Source organism: Pseudomonas sp. TH10 (assembly GCF_016651255.1).
Taxonomy (GTDB): domain Bacteria; phylum Pseudomonadota; class Gammaproteobacteria; order Pseudomonadales; family Pseudomonadaceae; genus Aquipseudomonas.
Genome location: NZ_JAEKEG010000052.1, coordinates 13,700 through 29,428 on the forward strand (window position 1 = coordinate 13,700; position 15,729 = coordinate 29,428).

Annotated in this window: 13 protein-coding genes and 3 pseudogenes; 6 read left to right on the forward strand and 10 right to left on the reverse strand. The window is 59.5% G+C overall.

Translation table 11 applies throughout. The features are described 5' to 3' along the window. Positions 1 to 12: 12 nt before the first annotated feature. Positions 13 to 1,071 (forward strand): 23S rRNA (adenine(1618)-N(6))-methyltransferase RlmF, encoded by a 1,059-nt coding sequence (gene rlmF / locus JFT80_RS08265; protein WP_201147551.1) that lies wholly within the window; start codon positions 13 to 15, stop codon positions 1,069 to 1,071. Between the two features lie 190 nt (positions 1,072 to 1,261). Here rlmF and JFT80_RS08270 read toward each other — a convergent pair whose 3' ends face one another. Further along, on the reverse strand, positions 1,262 to 1,543 hold the full coding sequence (locus JFT80_RS08270; protein ID WP_003221909.1) for an HU family DNA-binding protein: 282 nt from the start codon (positions 1,541 to 1,543) through the stop codon (positions 1,262 to 1,264). A 483-nt stretch (positions 1,544 to 2,026) separates the two neighbouring features. On the opposite strand from JFT80_RS08270, the pseudogene yejK reads away from it, so the two are divergent. Together yejK and JFT80_RS08280 are read left to right on the forward strand one after the other, a co-directional pair. Next, a pseudogene (gene yejK, locus JFT80_RS08275) lies at positions 2,027 to 3,032 on the forward strand (nucleoid-associated protein YejK). Continuing rightward, positions 3,032 to 3,382, forward strand: a complete 351-nt coding sequence (locus JFT80_RS08280; protein ID WP_201147561.1) for a glutaredoxin family protein — start codon at positions 3,032 to 3,034, stop codon at positions 3,380 to 3,382. The pseudogene yejK and the gene JFT80_RS08280 overlap by 1 nt, the downstream one beginning before the upstream one ends. A gap of 105 nt (positions 3,383 to 3,487) precedes the next feature. On the opposite strand, the pseudogene JFT80_RS08285 reads toward JFT80_RS08280, so the two are convergent. From JFT80_RS08285 to JFT80_RS08325, 9 genes and pseudogenes are all read right to left on the reverse strand, one after another. Further along, a pseudogene (locus JFT80_RS08285) lies at positions 3,488 to 4,405 on the reverse strand (glutathione S-transferase family protein); the annotation flags it as partial. 84 nt (positions 4,406 to 4,489) lie between these two features. Continuing rightward, positions 4,490 to 4,798, reverse strand: a complete 309-nt coding sequence (locus tag JFT80_RS08290; protein ID WP_045062121.1) for a GIY-YIG nuclease family protein — start codon at positions 4,796 to 4,798, stop codon at positions 4,490 to 4,492. A 40-nt stretch (positions 4,799 to 4,838) separates the two neighbouring features. Continuing rightward, positions 4,839 to 5,309 (reverse strand): nuclear transport factor 2 family protein, encoded by a 471-nt coding sequence (locus tag JFT80_RS08295; protein ID WP_201147552.1) that lies wholly within the window; start codon positions 5,307 to 5,309, stop codon positions 4,839 to 4,841. A 112-nt stretch (positions 5,310 to 5,421) separates the two neighbouring features. Then, entirely contained in the window at positions 5,422 to 6,705 is a 1,284-nt protein-coding gene (locus tag JFT80_RS08300; protein ID WP_201147553.1) for a CynX/NimT family MFS transporter, read from the reverse strand. 13 nt (positions 6,706 to 6,718) lie between these two features. Then, positions 6,719 to 7,378 (reverse strand): FadR/GntR family transcriptional regulator, encoded by a 660-nt coding sequence (locus tag JFT80_RS08305; protein WP_201147554.1) that lies wholly within the window; start codon positions 7,376 to 7,378, stop codon positions 6,719 to 6,721. 266 nt (positions 7,379 to 7,644) lie between these two features. Continuing rightward, positions 7,645 to 8,409 carry an amino acid ABC transporter ATP-binding protein gene (locus JFT80_RS08310; protein WP_201147555.1) on the reverse strand — a complete coding sequence of 255 codons (765 nt, stop codon included), beginning with the start codon at positions 8,407 to 8,409 and terminating at the stop codon, positions 7,645 to 7,647. A 13-nt stretch (positions 8,410 to 8,422) separates the two neighbouring features. Beyond that, complete coding sequence (locus JFT80_RS08315; protein ID WP_201147556.1) at positions 8,423 to 9,517, reverse strand: amino acid ABC transporter permease; 1,095 nt, start codon at positions 9,515 to 9,517, stop codon at positions 8,423 to 8,425. A 10-nt stretch (positions 9,518 to 9,527) separates the two neighbouring features. Then, positions 9,528 to 10,709 carry an amino acid ABC transporter permease gene (locus tag JFT80_RS08320; protein ID WP_201147557.1) on the reverse strand — a complete coding sequence of 394 codons (1,182 nt, stop codon included), beginning with the start codon at positions 10,707 to 10,709 and terminating at the stop codon, positions 9,528 to 9,530. Positions 10,710 to 10,774: 65 nt separating this feature from the next. After that, positions 10,775 to 11,806 (reverse strand): amino acid ABC transporter substrate-binding protein, encoded by a 1,032-nt coding sequence (locus JFT80_RS08325; protein WP_201147558.1) that lies wholly within the window; start codon positions 11,804 to 11,806, stop codon positions 10,775 to 10,777. 469 nt (positions 11,807 to 12,275) lie between these two features. On the opposite strand from JFT80_RS08325, the gene JFT80_RS08330 reads away from it, so the two are divergent. The 3 genes and pseudogenes from JFT80_RS08330 to JFT80_RS08340 all read left to right on the forward strand — a co-directional run bounded on the left by JFT80_RS08330 (position 12,276) and on the right by JFT80_RS08340 (position 15,598). After that, complete coding sequence (locus JFT80_RS08330) at positions 12,276 to 12,932, forward strand: alpha/beta hydrolase (protein WP_201147559.1); 657 nt, start codon at positions 12,276 to 12,278, stop codon at positions 12,930 to 12,932. 96 nt (positions 12,933 to 13,028) lie between these two features. Continuing rightward, positions 13,029 to 14,517 (forward strand): annotated as a pseudogene (gene rhlB, locus JFT80_RS08335) (ATP-dependent RNA helicase RhlB). 136 nt (positions 14,518 to 14,653) lie between these two features. Continuing rightward, complete coding sequence (locus JFT80_RS08340) at positions 14,654 to 15,598, forward strand: ornithine cyclodeaminase family protein (protein ID WP_201147560.1); 945 nt, start codon at positions 14,654 to 14,656, stop codon at positions 15,596 to 15,598. Positions 15,599 to 15,729 lie beyond the last annotated feature (131 nt).

A 15,729-nucleotide genomic window follows, 5' to 3' on the forward strand; every position in this document is an offset into this window, starting at 1 on the left:
TAATGTGGGACAATGCCCGTCACTTTCAGCCATACCCGAATCGATCACACCCATGAACGCCCCCGCACACCAAGACCTGCGCGCAAGAAGCCTGACACCGCGACCCCGGCCAAAGCCGTTGAGCCGCGTGAGAAGGCCAGCCTGCATCCGCGCAACCGCCACCAGGGTCGTTACGACTTCCCGGCGCTGATCAAAACCACGCCGGAACTGGCGAAGTTCGTGATCACCAACCCGTACGGCAAGGAAAGCATCGACTTCGCCAGCCCCGATGCGGTGCGCGTGTTCAACCGGGCGCTGCTCAAGTCGTTTTATGGCATCCAGCATTGGGACATTCCGGCCGATTATCTCTGCCCACCGGTCCCGGGGCGTGCCGATTACGTGCATTTCCTCGCTGACCTGCTGGCCAGCATGAACGACGGCAAGGTGCCGCGTGGCGCAATCGTCAACGTGCTGGACATCGGCATGGGCGCCAACTGCGTTTATCCGCTGATCGGTAACAGCGAATACCGCTGGCACTTCCTCGGCTCGGAGATTGACCCGACGGCCGTGGCTGCCGCCCGAGCCATCGTCCAGTCCAACGACCTGAACAAGGTTATCCAGTTGCGCCAGCAGGAAAACCGCAAGCACATCCTCATCGGCTTGCTGGAACCGGGCGAGCGCTTCGACCTGACCATGTGCAACCCGCCCTTCCACGCTTCGATGGACGAAGCGACCAAGGGCAGCGAGCGTAAATGGCGCGCACTGGGTCGTGCCGATCCGAAACGCAAACTGCCGGTGCTGAACTTCGGTGGCCAGTCGGCTGAACTGTGGTGCGAGGGCGGCGAGGCCCGCTTCGTGACTCAACTGATCGCCGAGAGCGCGAACTTCCAGCACAAGGTATTGTGGTTCAGCACGCTGGTGTCAAAAGCGTCGAACCTGCCAGCCATCGAAACCGCCCTGAAAAAGGCCGGCGTGCTGGAAAGCCAGGTCGTGGAGATGTCGCAAGGTCAGAAGCAAAGCCGTTTCGTCGCCTGGACCTTCCAGACCAAGTCTGAACAGCAAATCTGGCGCCGCGAGCGCTGGGCTCGCTGAGACCGTAGGAGCTGCGGCACGCTGCGATCTTTTGATTCTGTTTTGAAAGATCAAAAGATCGCAGCCTCGTTTCACTCGACAGCTCCTACGGCGGTGATACTCCCGCGATCGTTCGAGCCCTCCGGCAAATCGCAGGCACAAAAAAACCGTGCCCGGATCACTCCGGTGCACGGTTTTTTATTGCTGCGTCTTACTTGTTCACAGCGTCGGTCAGGCCTTTGGCCACAACCAGCTTGATCACTTTCTTCGCAGGGATTTCGATGGCAGCGCCAGTCGAAGGGTTACGGCCAGTGCGGGCAGGACGCTCGGTCACTTTCAGCTTGCCGATACCTGGCAAGGTGATTTCGCCGCCGTTTTCCAGCTGATCGGCAACGATTTGGCCCAGTTGGTCCAGAGCGTTACGCGCGGTGGTTTTCGGCGCGTCGATAGCTTCAGCGATGTCGGCGATCAGTTGGTCTTTAGTAAGAGCCATGTAGTGTTCCTTCCCTATCAAATTCATATGGATTGCAGAGTGCAGTGTCAGCCATCGAGCCCGATCTTCTGGATCTGGCACCCTCGGCGATAACCACGACGAGTCGGGTTATAGATACCGAAATCAGGGTTTGGTTCGACCTGACAAATGCTGATTGCACGCTTAACGCAGTGACTTCGCGTAAGACCGGGCAAAACTAGCACAGAGACGGGGAAATATCCGCCTCTAGCTACCCATTTGGTCAGCTTTATTGCTCTAAACCGGTAAAAAACTGCATAAGGACTATCTCGTTGCCCTGAAATGCCCTCGCGCCTCCGTAGGAGCTGCCGAAGGCTGCGATCTTTTGATCTTTTTGTTAAAAAACAAGATCAAAAGATCGCAGCCTTCGGCAGCTCCTACGAAGGGCATGCATACCTAGTTGCGGTACACTTAGCGCTTTTTCGGGGGAGCCCGCCCTCCTCCCTTCCACCAGCCGAGAAGCCCATGCCGATCCGTCATTGCATCGTCCACCTGATCGACAAAAAACCCGACGGCACGCCCGCAGTTCTGCACGCCCGTGACGAAGAGTTGCCTGAGTCGAGCAGCCATCGAGAACATGCTCGCCGACCTCAACGAGAGCTATAACGCCAAACAGGGCAAAGCCTGGGGTCTGTTCCATCCGGAATCCGGCGCGTTCCCGTTCAGCGGCTGGCTGAAGGAATACATGGATGGCGGCAAGGACTTCACCGCGTTCAGCAAAGTCGCGGTCGAGCATCTGCAAAAGCTGATGGAAGAGTCGAACCTGTCGGTCGGCGGCCACGTGCTGTTCGCCCACTATCAGCAAGGCATGACTGACTACCTGGCCATCGCCCTGCTGCATCACAGCGAAGGCGTCGCCGTGACCGAGCAGCTCGATGTGACCCCGTCCCGCCACCTGGACCTGGGTCAGCTGCACCTCGCGGCGCGGATCAACGTGTCGGAGTGGCAGAACAACAAGCAGTCCAAGCAGTACATCTCGTTCATCAAAGGCAAGAACGGCAAAAAAGTTTCGGAGTATTTCCGCGACTTCATCGGCTGTCAGGAAGGCGTCGACGGCCCGGGCGAGACGCGCACGTTGCTCAAGGCGTTCAGTGATTTCGTCGAGAGCGAGGATCTGCCGGAAGAGTCCGCCCGAGAAAAAACCAAGACCCTGGTCGATTACGCCAGCAGCCAGGCCAAACTCGGCGAACCGATGGGCCTGGAAGAACTCTCCGAGCTGATCGACGAAGAGCGCCCAAAGGCGTTCTACGATCACATCCGCAACAAGGACTACGGCCTGTCGCCAGAGATTCCGGCGGACAAACGCACGCTGAATCAATTTCGTCGCTTCACCGGTCGCGCCGAAGGCCTGTCCATCAGCTTTGAAGCGCACCTGCTGGGCTCGAAGATCGAGTACGACGAAGAGGCTGGCACCTTGGTGATCAAGGGCCTGCCAACCCAGCTCACCGATCAGCTCAAGCGTCGCAACTGATGCTGCGGGGCGTGCTGAAAAAATTCCTGCTGATCCTGCTGGTGATCGTGGTCTATCAGAACTGGGGCAAGATAGAGCGGGTGTTCAATCCGTCGCAGATGGTTGCTGAGCAGACGCGAGCGCAGGCCAACGTCGTGCTGTATGCAACGGACTGGTGCGGCTACTGCAAGCAGACCAAACGTTTTCTCGACAGCAAGGGGATTCCGTTCAAGGAGTTCGATATCGAGAAGGATGCCGAGGCGCGCAAGGCGTATGAGGCGCTGGGTGGGCGCGGGATCCCACTGATCGACGTGAATGGCACGTTGATTCGCGCGTATGACCCGCAAGCCATACTCGCAGCCTTGAAATAAACAAGATCGCAGCCTTCGGCAGCGCCTGCAGATGAACACCACTCTGCTCTGATGCAGGAGCTGCCGGAGGCTGCGATCTTTTGATTTACCGCTGTTTTTCGAGACGAAACCGAAACGCGGGAAGTGCACGTGCACCACGCCGCCACGCTCATCCTCGCGACGCACGATCAACTCTTCACGACCGGCAAACAGCAACTCACCCACCACCGGATCAACCCCGTAATCCGTCGCCGCAATCACTACCCGCTGACCCGCCTCGAAACCGTTAGGTTCTGCAAAGCGTTCCTGCGGCAACTGCGCCGGTGTAGCGCTGCGTGCCACCTCCAGCGCTTGCTCTGAACTCATCTCGCTCGGGGCCCCATGACCAAAGCCCAAGACGCGACCCAACCAGGCGGCAACCGCCGGATACTCATCTACCAGCGGCGCCGTGACGTGCGTGGCCTTGAGGAACCACAGTGGATGCGCCAGTGCGAAGTCGGCAATCGACGGCTCGCCGAACAGGAAGTCGCCCTGCTCGCGCTGCAGTTGCTGTTCGAGTCGCGCCATGATCGTCGGCCACTGGTGCCTGGCTTGCTCGGCAGACAAGCGGGTGGCGCTGCCGCCACTGAACAGCCCGGCGCGATCCGCCAGGAAGGCCTTGATGGCTTCCGGCGGCAGGCTGGCAAAACGCACGGCGACAGATTCCGGCTGAAACACCAGGCTAACGGCATGCTGGAACACCACTGAGTCCGCCCAGGCGGCGAACGACGCAGCGATCATCTCCTGACCTTCCGGGAAGAGTGCCGGCAAGGCTTTTTCCTGCTCCAGGCGCCGGGCAATCAACGCAGTGTCGCAGTAGATGTCTGCACCGACCTGCAACACCGGCGTCTTGCGATAGCCACCCGTCAAGGCGGTGAGGTCAGGCTTGGGCATTACCGGTGAAATCTTCACCGAACGCCAGGACAGCCCCTTGAAACCCAACAACAGGCGGGCCTTTTCGGCGAAAGGGGACGTCGGGTAATGATGCAGGATCAACTCGGACATGCTCGGCTCCGCCGCGCGAATTAGGAGTCAGCAGCTTAGCGCGCAATCCGCAGGCGGCCTACGGGTCTGCCTGATGGGAACTGATCAGTCAGATTGATAGTTCGCGACCAGGCATTCCTTGGCGCTTTTCCTGAGTTTCTTTATCAGCCGCTCCTGACGTAGCGCTTCACTCCTGTCGCGACAGGCCTCGGTGTACACCAGGGCCACGGCCGGGCTTGAGAGGAAGAAGCGCGCGCCTTTACCCCGCTGATGAGTGGCGAAGCGGCGCACGGGGTCGTCGCTGATCCCGCAGTACAGCGAACCATTGGCGGCACGTACGAGGTAGACAAACCAGGGCTTGCTGACCAGCGGCGTTTCGACGGCGCTGACAGACGTTTGGCTGAGACTGTTCAATTGACGATCTGGATTGGAAAAGAAACAAGTGGCGATCTTATCAGCGCCCGGCCTGGAATGCCTTCAACCCCTTCAAGGCCTGGGCCCGAACGGCGTTTTTTACCAAGGGCGACCAGCCCAACAGCAGACCTTTGAAACCGAGCGCCTGGCGTGACCAGGACCACAAGTCAAAACGGTCGTGGTGCTCGCAGATTTTTCCGTCGCGAAACACGAACCGTGCCTGGATGTCGTTGACCACGGTATTGCCGGTCTGACTGAACAGGTAAGTCGCCACCCAATGTGCACTCCCGGTACGCTCGTCGGCACGGACATCGTCGAACGTCAGGGAAAAGTCCCTGGCACGAGTGGTGAGCATGCGCCACATATCACCCGCATCACGCCCCTGCAGTTCACCGAAGGCCGGGTCACTGAACACCACGTCATCGGTGTAGCAGGCGCTCATGGCCTCGGCATCCAGCCGCTGGAAAGCCTGGTAAAACCGGGTAATCAATGCTTGGTGGGCATCACTCATGTGCAGGCTCCCTGGGTTGCAGAACAGTTTTGAAGACTGCCCGCACGATAGCCTGTCAATTCGCGGAACACTATCGGCATTCGTGGGCCGAATACCGATAGTGTCCGATGAGTCAGAGTTTTTCGCTGACTACTTGAACGTACAACGATCGCCCGGCTCCCAGGCCGGCAAGGATCGCGCCCAGGCCGATGACCCCGAAAATCCAGCCGACCGCTGCCCAGCCGCCGGTCCAGTCATGCACGATGCCGACCGCCAATGGCCCCATGGATGCCAGGGTGTAGCCGAAGCCTTGAGCCATGCTCGACAGGTTCGCCGCCACGTGGGCATCTCGCGAGCGCAGCACGATCAGGGTCAGCGCCAGGCTGAACGCCCCGCCCTGCCCCAGCCCGAGCAGAATCGCCCAGCCCCACAAGCCATCGATCGGCGCATACAGGCACCCGAACAGGCCGCTGAGGGTCAAGGCCATAACGACCACGATCGCCAGGCGCTGGTCCTTGCCGCGAGTCGCCAGCCAGGGAGCCGCCAAAGAACTGGCCAACTGCACGATCACCGAGCCGGACAGCACCAGCCCCGCCTGGGTCGGCGTCAGGCCGCGACCGATCAGGATCGAAGGCAACCAGCCGAACACGATGTACGCCAGGGACGATTGCAGGCCCATGTACAAGGTCACTTGCCAGGCCAGCGGGTCGCGCAGCAAACCGCGAACCCGGTAGGCGACATTGTGCGCACCGTGTTTCTGCCCGACTTGCGGCAGCCAGAACAGCGCCGCGACCAACGCCGGAATAACCCAGAAGCCCAGGCCCGTGGCCCAGCTCTGGTCGAAATGTTCGCTCAGCGGCACGGTGGCGCCTGCGGCCATCGCCGCCCCCAGGCACAGGGCCATGGTGTAGACCCCGGTCATGGTACCCGCGTGTTTGGCAAAGTCGCGCTTGACGATACCCGGCAGCAATACGCCGATCACACCAATGCTGGCACCCGCCAGCACGCTGCCGGCAAACAGGCCGATTTCGCCAAACGAACTGCGCAGGATGATTCCTCCGGCCAGCGTCAGCAGAATGCCCAGCACCACCCGTTCGGCGCCGAAACGGCGCGCCAGGATCGGTGCCAGCGGTGCGAACAGGCCGAGGCACAGCACCGGCAAGGTGGTCAGCAGACCGGCCTGGGCCGCCGATAATCCGAGGCTTTTCGACACGTCACTGAGCATCGGCGCCATGCTCGATAGCGCCGGGCGCAAGTTCAATGCCACCAGGATCAGGCCCAGCAACAGCAGCCAGGGCCGGCGCAGGATCGGATGGCTGTTCTGCACCTCGTCGTCATCGGCCTCGGCGTCGATCAGCAGCTCTTCGAGCTCTGCCGTACGTTTGGCTTCAGGGATGTTGCTGTTACGGCTGGACATGGTTTTCTCGTGTTCAAGGTTCGTTGATCAACTGCCTGGACAGGGCTTTGGCCCGTTCCGGGTCGCGTTGCTCGACCGCATCGAGCAATTCGATGTGCAGGTCGAACACTTCCTGACGGCGCGGGACGATGTTCAGGGTCTGGCGCAATTGCGCGCCGACGATGCTGGAGAAATAGCGATACAGCTCGCTGAGGGTCGGGTTGTGCGCGGCGTCGACCAGACGGCGATGGAACACCAGATCGCAGGCGATGTAGGTATCGAGATCGCCGTGGTAATGGCTGCCGCTGGTGCCTAACGCCTCACGTAATGCGGCAAGGTCCTCGTCAGTACGACGCAACGCCGCCAGGCCGATGGCTTCGACTTCAAGGATGTGCCGGGTTTCTCGGGCCTGCTCCAGCGAGCAGCGCGACAGCGCTTTGAGCGTATCGAGCGGATCGACCAGCGCGCGCAGGTAACTGCCGTCGCCCTGGCGGATCTCGATCAACCCGGAAAAAGCCAGCACGCGCATGGCTTCGCGCACGGTGTTGCGGCTGATGCCCAACTCTGCGCACAACTCCGGCTCAGTCGGCAGACGCTGGCCCACGGTCCAGACGCCTTCGGTGATACGTAGGCGCAATTGCTCCAGGGCCTGATCGACCAGGGATCGTTTAACTAACGGAGAAATTTCAGACATGGGATTCGCCCTGTCATCCAATCATAGGATGAATTACCTGACATCTTAGTCAGCTATCTGATAAAGATCAACACAACACCCACCGTAGGAGCTGCCGCAGGCTGCGATCTTTTGATTTTGTTTTTGACAGATCTGGATGAATTTAACGACGCCAGGATCAAAGGATCGCAGCCTGCGGCAGCTCCTACAGGATCGCGTCACGGCGCTAAATGGCAGGCGAAAAAACCCGGAACAAGGTCCGGGTTTACTTCAGCGCCTGAAAACGATCAATGCAGGATCTGGCTCAGGAACAGCTTGGTGCGCTCATTCTGCGGGTTATCGAAGAAGTCATTCGGCGCCGCCTGCTCAACGATTTCGCCTTTGTCCATGAAGATCACGCGGTTGGCCACGGTACGGGCGAAGCCCATTTCGTGGGTCACGCAAAGCATGGTCATGCCGTCTTCGGCCAGGCCGATCATGGTGTCGAGCACTTCCTTCACCATCTCCGGGTCGAGCGCCGAAGTCGGTTCGTCGAACAACATGATTTTCGGCTTCATGCACAGGGCACGGGCAATCGCCACGCGCTGCTGTTGACCGCCGGACAGTTGCCCCGGGAATTTATGCGCCTGCTCCGGAATGCGTACGCGTTCCAGGTAGTGCATGGCGATTTCCTCGGCCTTGCGCTTGGGCATCTTGCGTACCCACATCGGCGCCAGGGTGCAGTTCTGCAAAATGGTCAGGTGCGGGAACAGGTTGAAATGCTGGAACACCATGCCGACTTCGCGGCGGATCGCTTCGATCTGCTTGAGGTCGTTGGTCAGTTCCACGCCGTCGACGACGATGCGGCCCTGCTGGTGTTCTTCCAGACGATTGAGGCAGCGAATCGTGGTCGACTTGCCGGAACCCGACGGGCCGCACAGAACGATACGCTCGCCCTGTTTGACGTTGAGATTGATGTCTTTCAGCACGTGGAACTGGCCGTACCACTTGTTGACGCCCTGCATCTGAATAATGCCTTCAGGGCTCACTGGCTTTTTGCTTGCTTCGCTCATTTACAGAGAACTCCTAACGCTTGTGGCCAGTGTCGAGCTTGCGTTCCAGATGCATGGAATAGCGCGACATACCAAAACAGAAAATCCAGAACACCAGGGCGGCGAACACGTAGCCTTCGGTGGCCATGCCCAGCCATTTCGGATCGGCAGCGGCTTGCTTGACGCTGTTGAGCAGGTCGAACAGGCCGATGATGATCACAAGACTGGTGTCCTTGAACAGCGCAATGAAGGTGTTGACGATGCCCGGGATCACCAGTTTCAAGGCTTGTGGCAGGATCACCAGGCCCATCGAACGCCAGTAGCCAAGGCCCATTGCGGCGGCTGCTTCGTACTGACCTTTGGGAATCGCCTGCAGGCCACCGCGCACCACCTCGGCCACATAGGCCGACTGGAACAGGATCACGCCGATCAGGGCCCGCAGCAGCTTGTCGAAGTTCATGCCTTCGGGCAGGAACAACGGCAGCATTACCGAGGACATGAACAACACCGTGATCAACGGCACGCCGCGCCAGAATTCGATGAAGGTCACACAGACCACGCGGATCGCCGGCATGTTCGAGCGCCGCCCCAGCGCCAGCACAATGCCCAGCGGCAAGGCACCAGCGATACCGACGGTAGCGATCACCAGGGTCAGCATCAGGCCGCCCCATTGGCTGGTCGCGACGTTGGTCAGGCCGAAACCGCCGTGCAGCAGGATGAACGCAATGATCGGGTACAGCACCAGGAAGCTCAGCCCGTAGATCGCTTTATGCGGCACACGCGAGATGAACAATGGTGCCGCGCCGAGGACCGCCAGCCACACGGTCAGGTCGACGCGCCAGCGCAGCTCCGGCGGGTAATAGCCGTACATGAACTGGCCGAAACGCTGTTGAATGAACACCCAGCAAGCGCCGTCCTTGGTGCAGTCGGCGCGGGTGGTGCCGACCCAGTTGGCATCGATGATTGCCCAACTGAGGATCGGAGGAACCACGAGGTAGATCAGGTAGAACGCAAACAGCGTCAGCAGGGTGTTGAGCCAGCTGGAGAACATGTTGGCGCGCATCCACGCCACCACACCGATACTGCGGTCCGGTGGCGGCATGTCAGGTTTGAAGATATGAGTACTCATGCGCGTTTCCTCACCGCTCGATCAGCGCAATGCGCTTGTTGTACCAGTTCATCAGCAGGGAAATGCTGATACTGATCGCCAGGTACACGCTCATGGTGATGGCAATCACCTCGATCGCCTGTCCGGTCTGGTTCAGCACCGTGCCGGCAAACAAGGAAACCATTTCCGGGTAACCGATACCCGCCGCCAGCGACGAGTTCTTCGCAAGGTTCAGGTATTGGCTGGTCAGTGGCGGAATGATCACGCGCAGGGCTTGCGGGATGATCACTTTGCGCAGGGTCGGGCCGTTGCGCAGGCCGAGCGAACGCGCCGCTTCGGTCTGGCCATGGCTGACCGACTTGATCCCCGAACGCACGATCTCGGCGATGAACGCCGCGGTGTACACGGTCAGGGCCAGCGTCAGCGCCAGCAGTTCCGGGATCAGCACCCAGCCGCCAACGAAGTTGAAGCCTTTGAGCTGAGGCATTTCCCAGTGCAACGGGGCACCGAAGATCAGCGCGCACAGTGTCGGAATCACCACCAGGATGGCCAGGCCTACCCAGAACTTGTGAAACGGTACGCCGGTTGCTTCGAAGCGCTTGTTGGCCCAGCGGCACATCAGCACGATGCCGACGATGGCCACCAGGACGCTGATCACGAACGCCCAGAAACCGTCAGCTGCCTGTGCGGCCGGCATGTTCAGGCCACGGCTGCTGACGAAGAAAGTGTCACCGAAGTTATGACTGGCACGCGGTCCCGGCATGGTCAGGAATACCGCGAAGTACCAAAAGAGGATTTGCAGCAGCGGCGGAATGTTGCGGAACACTTCCACATACACAGTCGCCAGTTTGCTGATGATCCAGTTCGGCGACAGCCGTGCCACACCGATGATGAAACCCAGCAGTGTTGCCAGAACCACACCGATAACCGTCACCAGCAAGGTGTTGAGCAGGCCGATGACGAACACCCGGGCATAGCTGTCCGATTCGGTGTAGTCGATCAGGTGTTGAGCGATGCCGAAACCGGCACTGCGCTCCAGAAAGCCGAAGCCGGATGTAATGCCCCGGTGTTGCAGGTTGGTCTGGGTGTTATCGAACAGATACCAACCCATCGCGACCACCGCCACAACGGTGATGATCTGAAACAGCCACGCACGCACTCGTGGATCGCTGAGGCTGAACCTCTGCTTAGGTGCGCCGATTGAATTTTGCATGAAGTGCCCCGCAAGAAATGGAACAGAACATCACCCGGCGGTTGGCCCGCCGGGTGATAGAACCATTAGCGCACTGGTGGTGCGTACTGAATGCCGCCGTTGTTCCACAGGGCGTTCAGGCCACGGTCGATTTCCAGCGGAGTGCTCTTGCCGAGGTTTTTCTCGAAGATTTCGCCGTAGTTACCTACCTGGGAAACAATTTTTACCACCCAGTCCTTCGGCAGTTTCAGATCCTTGCCATATTCACCGTCGCCACCGAGCAGACGAGCAACGTCCGGGTTCTTGGTGGATTTGGCTTCTTCCAGCACGTTTTTCGAAGTGACACCGGCCTCTTCCGCGTTGAGCAGCGCGTAGCCGACCCAACGCACGATGGCCAGCCACTCGTCGTCGCCATTACGCACGACCGGGCCCAGAGGTTCTTTGGAAATGGTTTCCGGCAATACCACGTAGTCTTTCGGCGAAGCCAGTTTGCTGCGCTGCGCGAAAAGCTGGGATTTGTCGGAAGTCAGTACGTCGCAACGACCGGATTCGAGCGACTTGGCGCTTTCATCGGAGGTGTCGAAAGTGATCGGGGTGTACTTCAGGCCGTTGGCGCGGAAGTAGTCGGACACGTTCAGCTCGGTGGTGGTACCGGCCTGAATACAGATGGTCGCGCCGTCCAGTTCCTTGGCACTTTTCACGCCCAGCTTGTTGTTGGCCAGGAAGCCCACGCCGTCGTAGTAAGTGATGAAGCCCGGGAATTTCAGGCCCATGCCCGCGTCACGGGAGCTGGTCATGGTGGTGTTGCGCGACAGGATGTCGATCTCGCCGGATTGCAGCGCGGTGAAACGCTCCTTGGCGTTCAACTGGCTGAATTTGACCTTGGTCGCGTCGCCGAAAACAGCAGCAGCCACAGCGCGGCAGACGTCAGCGTCGATCCCGAGGATCTTGCCGGTCGCGTCCGGTACCGAGAAGCCCGGCAGACCGTCGCTCACGCCACATTGCACGAAACCTTTCTTCTGCACGGCATCCAGGGTTGCACCCGCCTGAGCGAACCCGCTGACGCCGAGAACTGTTGCTGCAGTCACGACGGCCAGGGTGGATTTCAACATCTTCATTCAAACCTCCAGTTTTGCTCTTGTTGTGTCGGAGCTTGAGTCCAGCCGCACCCTTTTGAGGCGTTGTTGACCCGTGTTGGCTTTTTTTAGGGTCAACCGACGTAAGACCTTCGCTATGAGTCTAGTAGGAGAAAATCCACATCATGGACAACTCACTTCTCACCAAATCGGCCGAACGGGCTGTAGCCCTTTCACATTCGCTAAGCCCGTAGCGGCCATTGGCGAACATCCATCACCGGATTCGTTGCTATCCCGTCGCGAGTCGTACACTGATAGTGTTACCGCCAGGCGAAGGATTGATTGCTCGGGTTTTCCCATAGCAAAGCCCGTACCACACCTGCAGCTGAAGCGTTTGAGCGACAGGTCAATAGCAAAACTTGTACCCTTGCGACATCTTCTTAACGGATCAACCCGACGCGCACTCGAATCACGCACTTAATGAGAGCGCCCGCACATTTTTGGAGCAGCCATGACCGAGCCCTTGATTCTTCAGCCTGTTAAGCCCGCAGATGCCTGCGTGATCTGGCTGCACGGCCTCGGCGCCGACCGTTACGACTTCCTGCCGGTGGCCGAGGCGTTGCAGGAAAGCCTGCTCAGCACGCGCTTCGTGTTGCCGCAGGCACCGACCCGTCCGGTGACGATAAATGGCGGATATGCCATGCCGAGCTGGTACGACATCAAGGCCATGAGCCCGGCCCGGGCAATCGACCGTGACGAGCTGGAAGCGTCCGCCGATCGCATCATCGAATTGATCGAAAACGAGCGCGCCAGCGGAATAGACGCTTCGCGAATTTTCCTCGCCGGTTTTTCCCAGGGTGGCGCCGTGGTGTTGCACACCGCGTTTCTGAAATGGCAGGGGCCGCTGGGGGGCGTACTGGCGCTGTCGACGTATGCGCCAACATTCAGCGATGAACTGCAATTGTCCGCCAGCCAGCAACGCATTCCGGTGCTGTCGTTGCACGGTCAGTTCGACAACGTTGTGCAAAACTCGATGGGGCGCAGCGCCTACGAGTATTTAAAGCACCATGGTGTCACCGTGACATGGCAGGAATACCCAATGGAGCACGAAGTGTTACCCGAAGAAATTCGCGATATCGGCGTGTGGTTGAGCGAACGCCTGCGCTGATTTTCCGATCAATTCCTGCCCTTTGATCATCACACTACGCCGCGCCCGTTTCTTGCATTACACTGGCCGGCGTACATTCCTTAACCAATTGATGAGATGACCGTGCTCGAAGCACTCAAGAAAATGTTCGGTAAAAGCGAGGCTGAGCAGCTCGCGCCAGCCTCCAGCGCTCCGTCTCACTCACCCAGCCACCGCGCCGACGGTAATCAGTCTGGCCGGACCGCCACCGCAGCGGTACCCAAGCACGAGCCGATGCCCCCCGGCTGCCCCTACTGTCGAGGTAACAGCCGACGAGCCGCCGCGCAGCGAAGCCCCCAAGCCTGCCAAACCGCGTCGCGAACCGAAGCCAAAGGCACCGGTCATTCCGTGGAAACTCGAAGATTTCGTTGTCGAGCCACAAGAAGGCAAAACCCGCTTCCACGATTTCAAGCTCTCTCCAGAACTGATGCACGCCATCCAGGATCTGGGCTTTCCTTATTGCACGCCGATTCAGGCGCAGGTGCTGGGCTTCACCCTCGCCGGCAAAGACGCCATTGGCCGCGCGCAGACCGGTACCGGCAAAACCGCCGCGTTCCTGATCTCGATCATCACCCAACTGCTGCAGACCCCGCCGCCAAAAGAGCGCTACATGGGCGAGCCACGGGCGTTGATCATCGCGCCAACCCGGGAACTGGTGGTGCAGATTGCCAAGGACGCCGCTGACCTGACCAAGTACACCGGCCTCAATGTCATGACGTTCGTCGGCGGCATGGACTTCGACAAGCAGCTCAAGCATCTCGAAGCCCGTCACTGCGACATCCTCGTGGCCACGCCTGGCCGTCTGCTGGACTTCAACCAGCGCGGCGACGTGCACCTGGACATGGTCGAAGTCATGGTCCTGGACGAAGCCGACCGCATGCTCGACATGGGCTTCATCCCACAAGTCCGCCAGATCATTCGTCAGACCCCACCGAAAAGCGAACGCCAGACCCTGCTGTTCTCCGCGACCTTCACCGAAGACGTAATGAACCTCGCCAAGCAGTGGACGACAGACCCGTCCATCGTCGAAATCGAAGTCACCAACGTGGCCAGCGAAAACGTCGAGCAGCACATCTACGCAGTGGCCGGTGCCGACAAGTACAAACTGCTCTACAACCTGGTCAACGATAATGGCTGGGAACGGGTGATGGTCTTCGCCAACCGCAAGGACGAAGTCCGCCGCATCGAAGAACGTCTGGTACGCGACGGTGTGAATGCTGCGCAGTTGTCTGGCGACGTGCCGCAACACAAACGCATCAAGACCCTGGAAGGTTTCCGCGAAGGCAAGATTCGCGTGCTGGTGGCCACCGATGTTGCCGGTCGCGGGATCCACATCGACGGCATCAGCCATGTGATCAACTTCACCTTGCCGGAAGTCCCCGACGACTACGTGCACCGCATCGGCCGTACCGGTCGCGCTGGCGCCGATGGCGTGTCGATCAGCTTCGCCGGTGAAGACGACTCCTACCAGTTGCCGTCCATCGAAGAAAAACTCGGTCGCAAGATCAGCTGTGAAACACCGCCAACGCATCTGTTGCGCGCGGTCGAGCGCAAGCGTCCGCAGTAAGCGACGTTTAAAAGAAAAGCGCAGCCGGCAACGGACTGCGCTTTTTTTTCGCCCGGCGTTTCATCAGGTGCTTGCGGGAGATAACTAAATGTCCATAATGGACAAATTAGTTTAAATACAGACTCCGGAGCCTGACATGTCCAGTACGCCCTACGTGATCGACCAACTTCAGGCCCGTGAGCTACTGGCGCGCATCGACGTGCCGCAGATCCTGCGCAAGCTGTTCCGCGACCTGGCCGCCGGACACGCCGTGCAACCGGCGCAACAACTGGTGGAGTTCCCGCAGGGTGCAGGCGACTTCATCAATTATCTGGGAGTACTGGCTGAAGACGGTGTGTATGGGGTGAAGACCTCACCGTACATCGTTCGCGAGCAAGGCCCGCTGGTAACGGCGTGGACGTTGTTGATGTCGACGCGGACCGGTCAGCCGTTGCTGCTTTGTGATGCCGGTGAGCTGACCACCGCACGTACTGCTGCGACCACCGCTGTGGCGGTCGACGCCTTGGCTCCGTTGAACGCTACCCGACTGGCGATCATCGGTAGCGGCAAGGTTGCCCAAGCGCATCTGCACTATGTGAAATCGCTGCGTGACTGGCAGAGCATCAGCGTGTATTCGCCATCGCTTACTGAAGACCGCGAGACTCAGGCGCTGTTGAAAACCATCGCACCGAACCTGAAGATTGCCGACAGTCGCGACGCAGCCATCGCCGAGGCCGACGTGATCATGCTTTGCACGTCGTCGGCCGGGCCGGTGATCGACCCCGGCGACCTGAGCAAACCGGCGCTGATCACCTCGATCAGCACCAACGCCCCGCGCGCCCATGAAGTACCGCCGCAGAGCCTCAACGACATGCAGGTATTCTGCGACTATCGTCTGACCACGCCGGGGTCGGCGGGTGAGATGTTGATTGCCAGTGAACAGCATGGCTGGAGCAAGGATTCAATCATCGGCGATTTGGCGGATCTGCTCAGCGAAAAAGTGCAGCGCCCCGATTACGACCGTCACGTGTTTTTCCGTTCAATCGGCCTGGGCCTGGAAGACATCGCCCTAGCGAATGCGGTTTATCACCTGACCCACTAACACCAAAATCCCCTGTAGGAGCTACCGAAGGCTGCGATCTTTTGATCTTGACCTGGTAAAGCAAGATCAAAGATCGCAGCCTGCCGCTTCTACACAGGGGGGTATCAATAACATTGGCATTTGCGCCCATC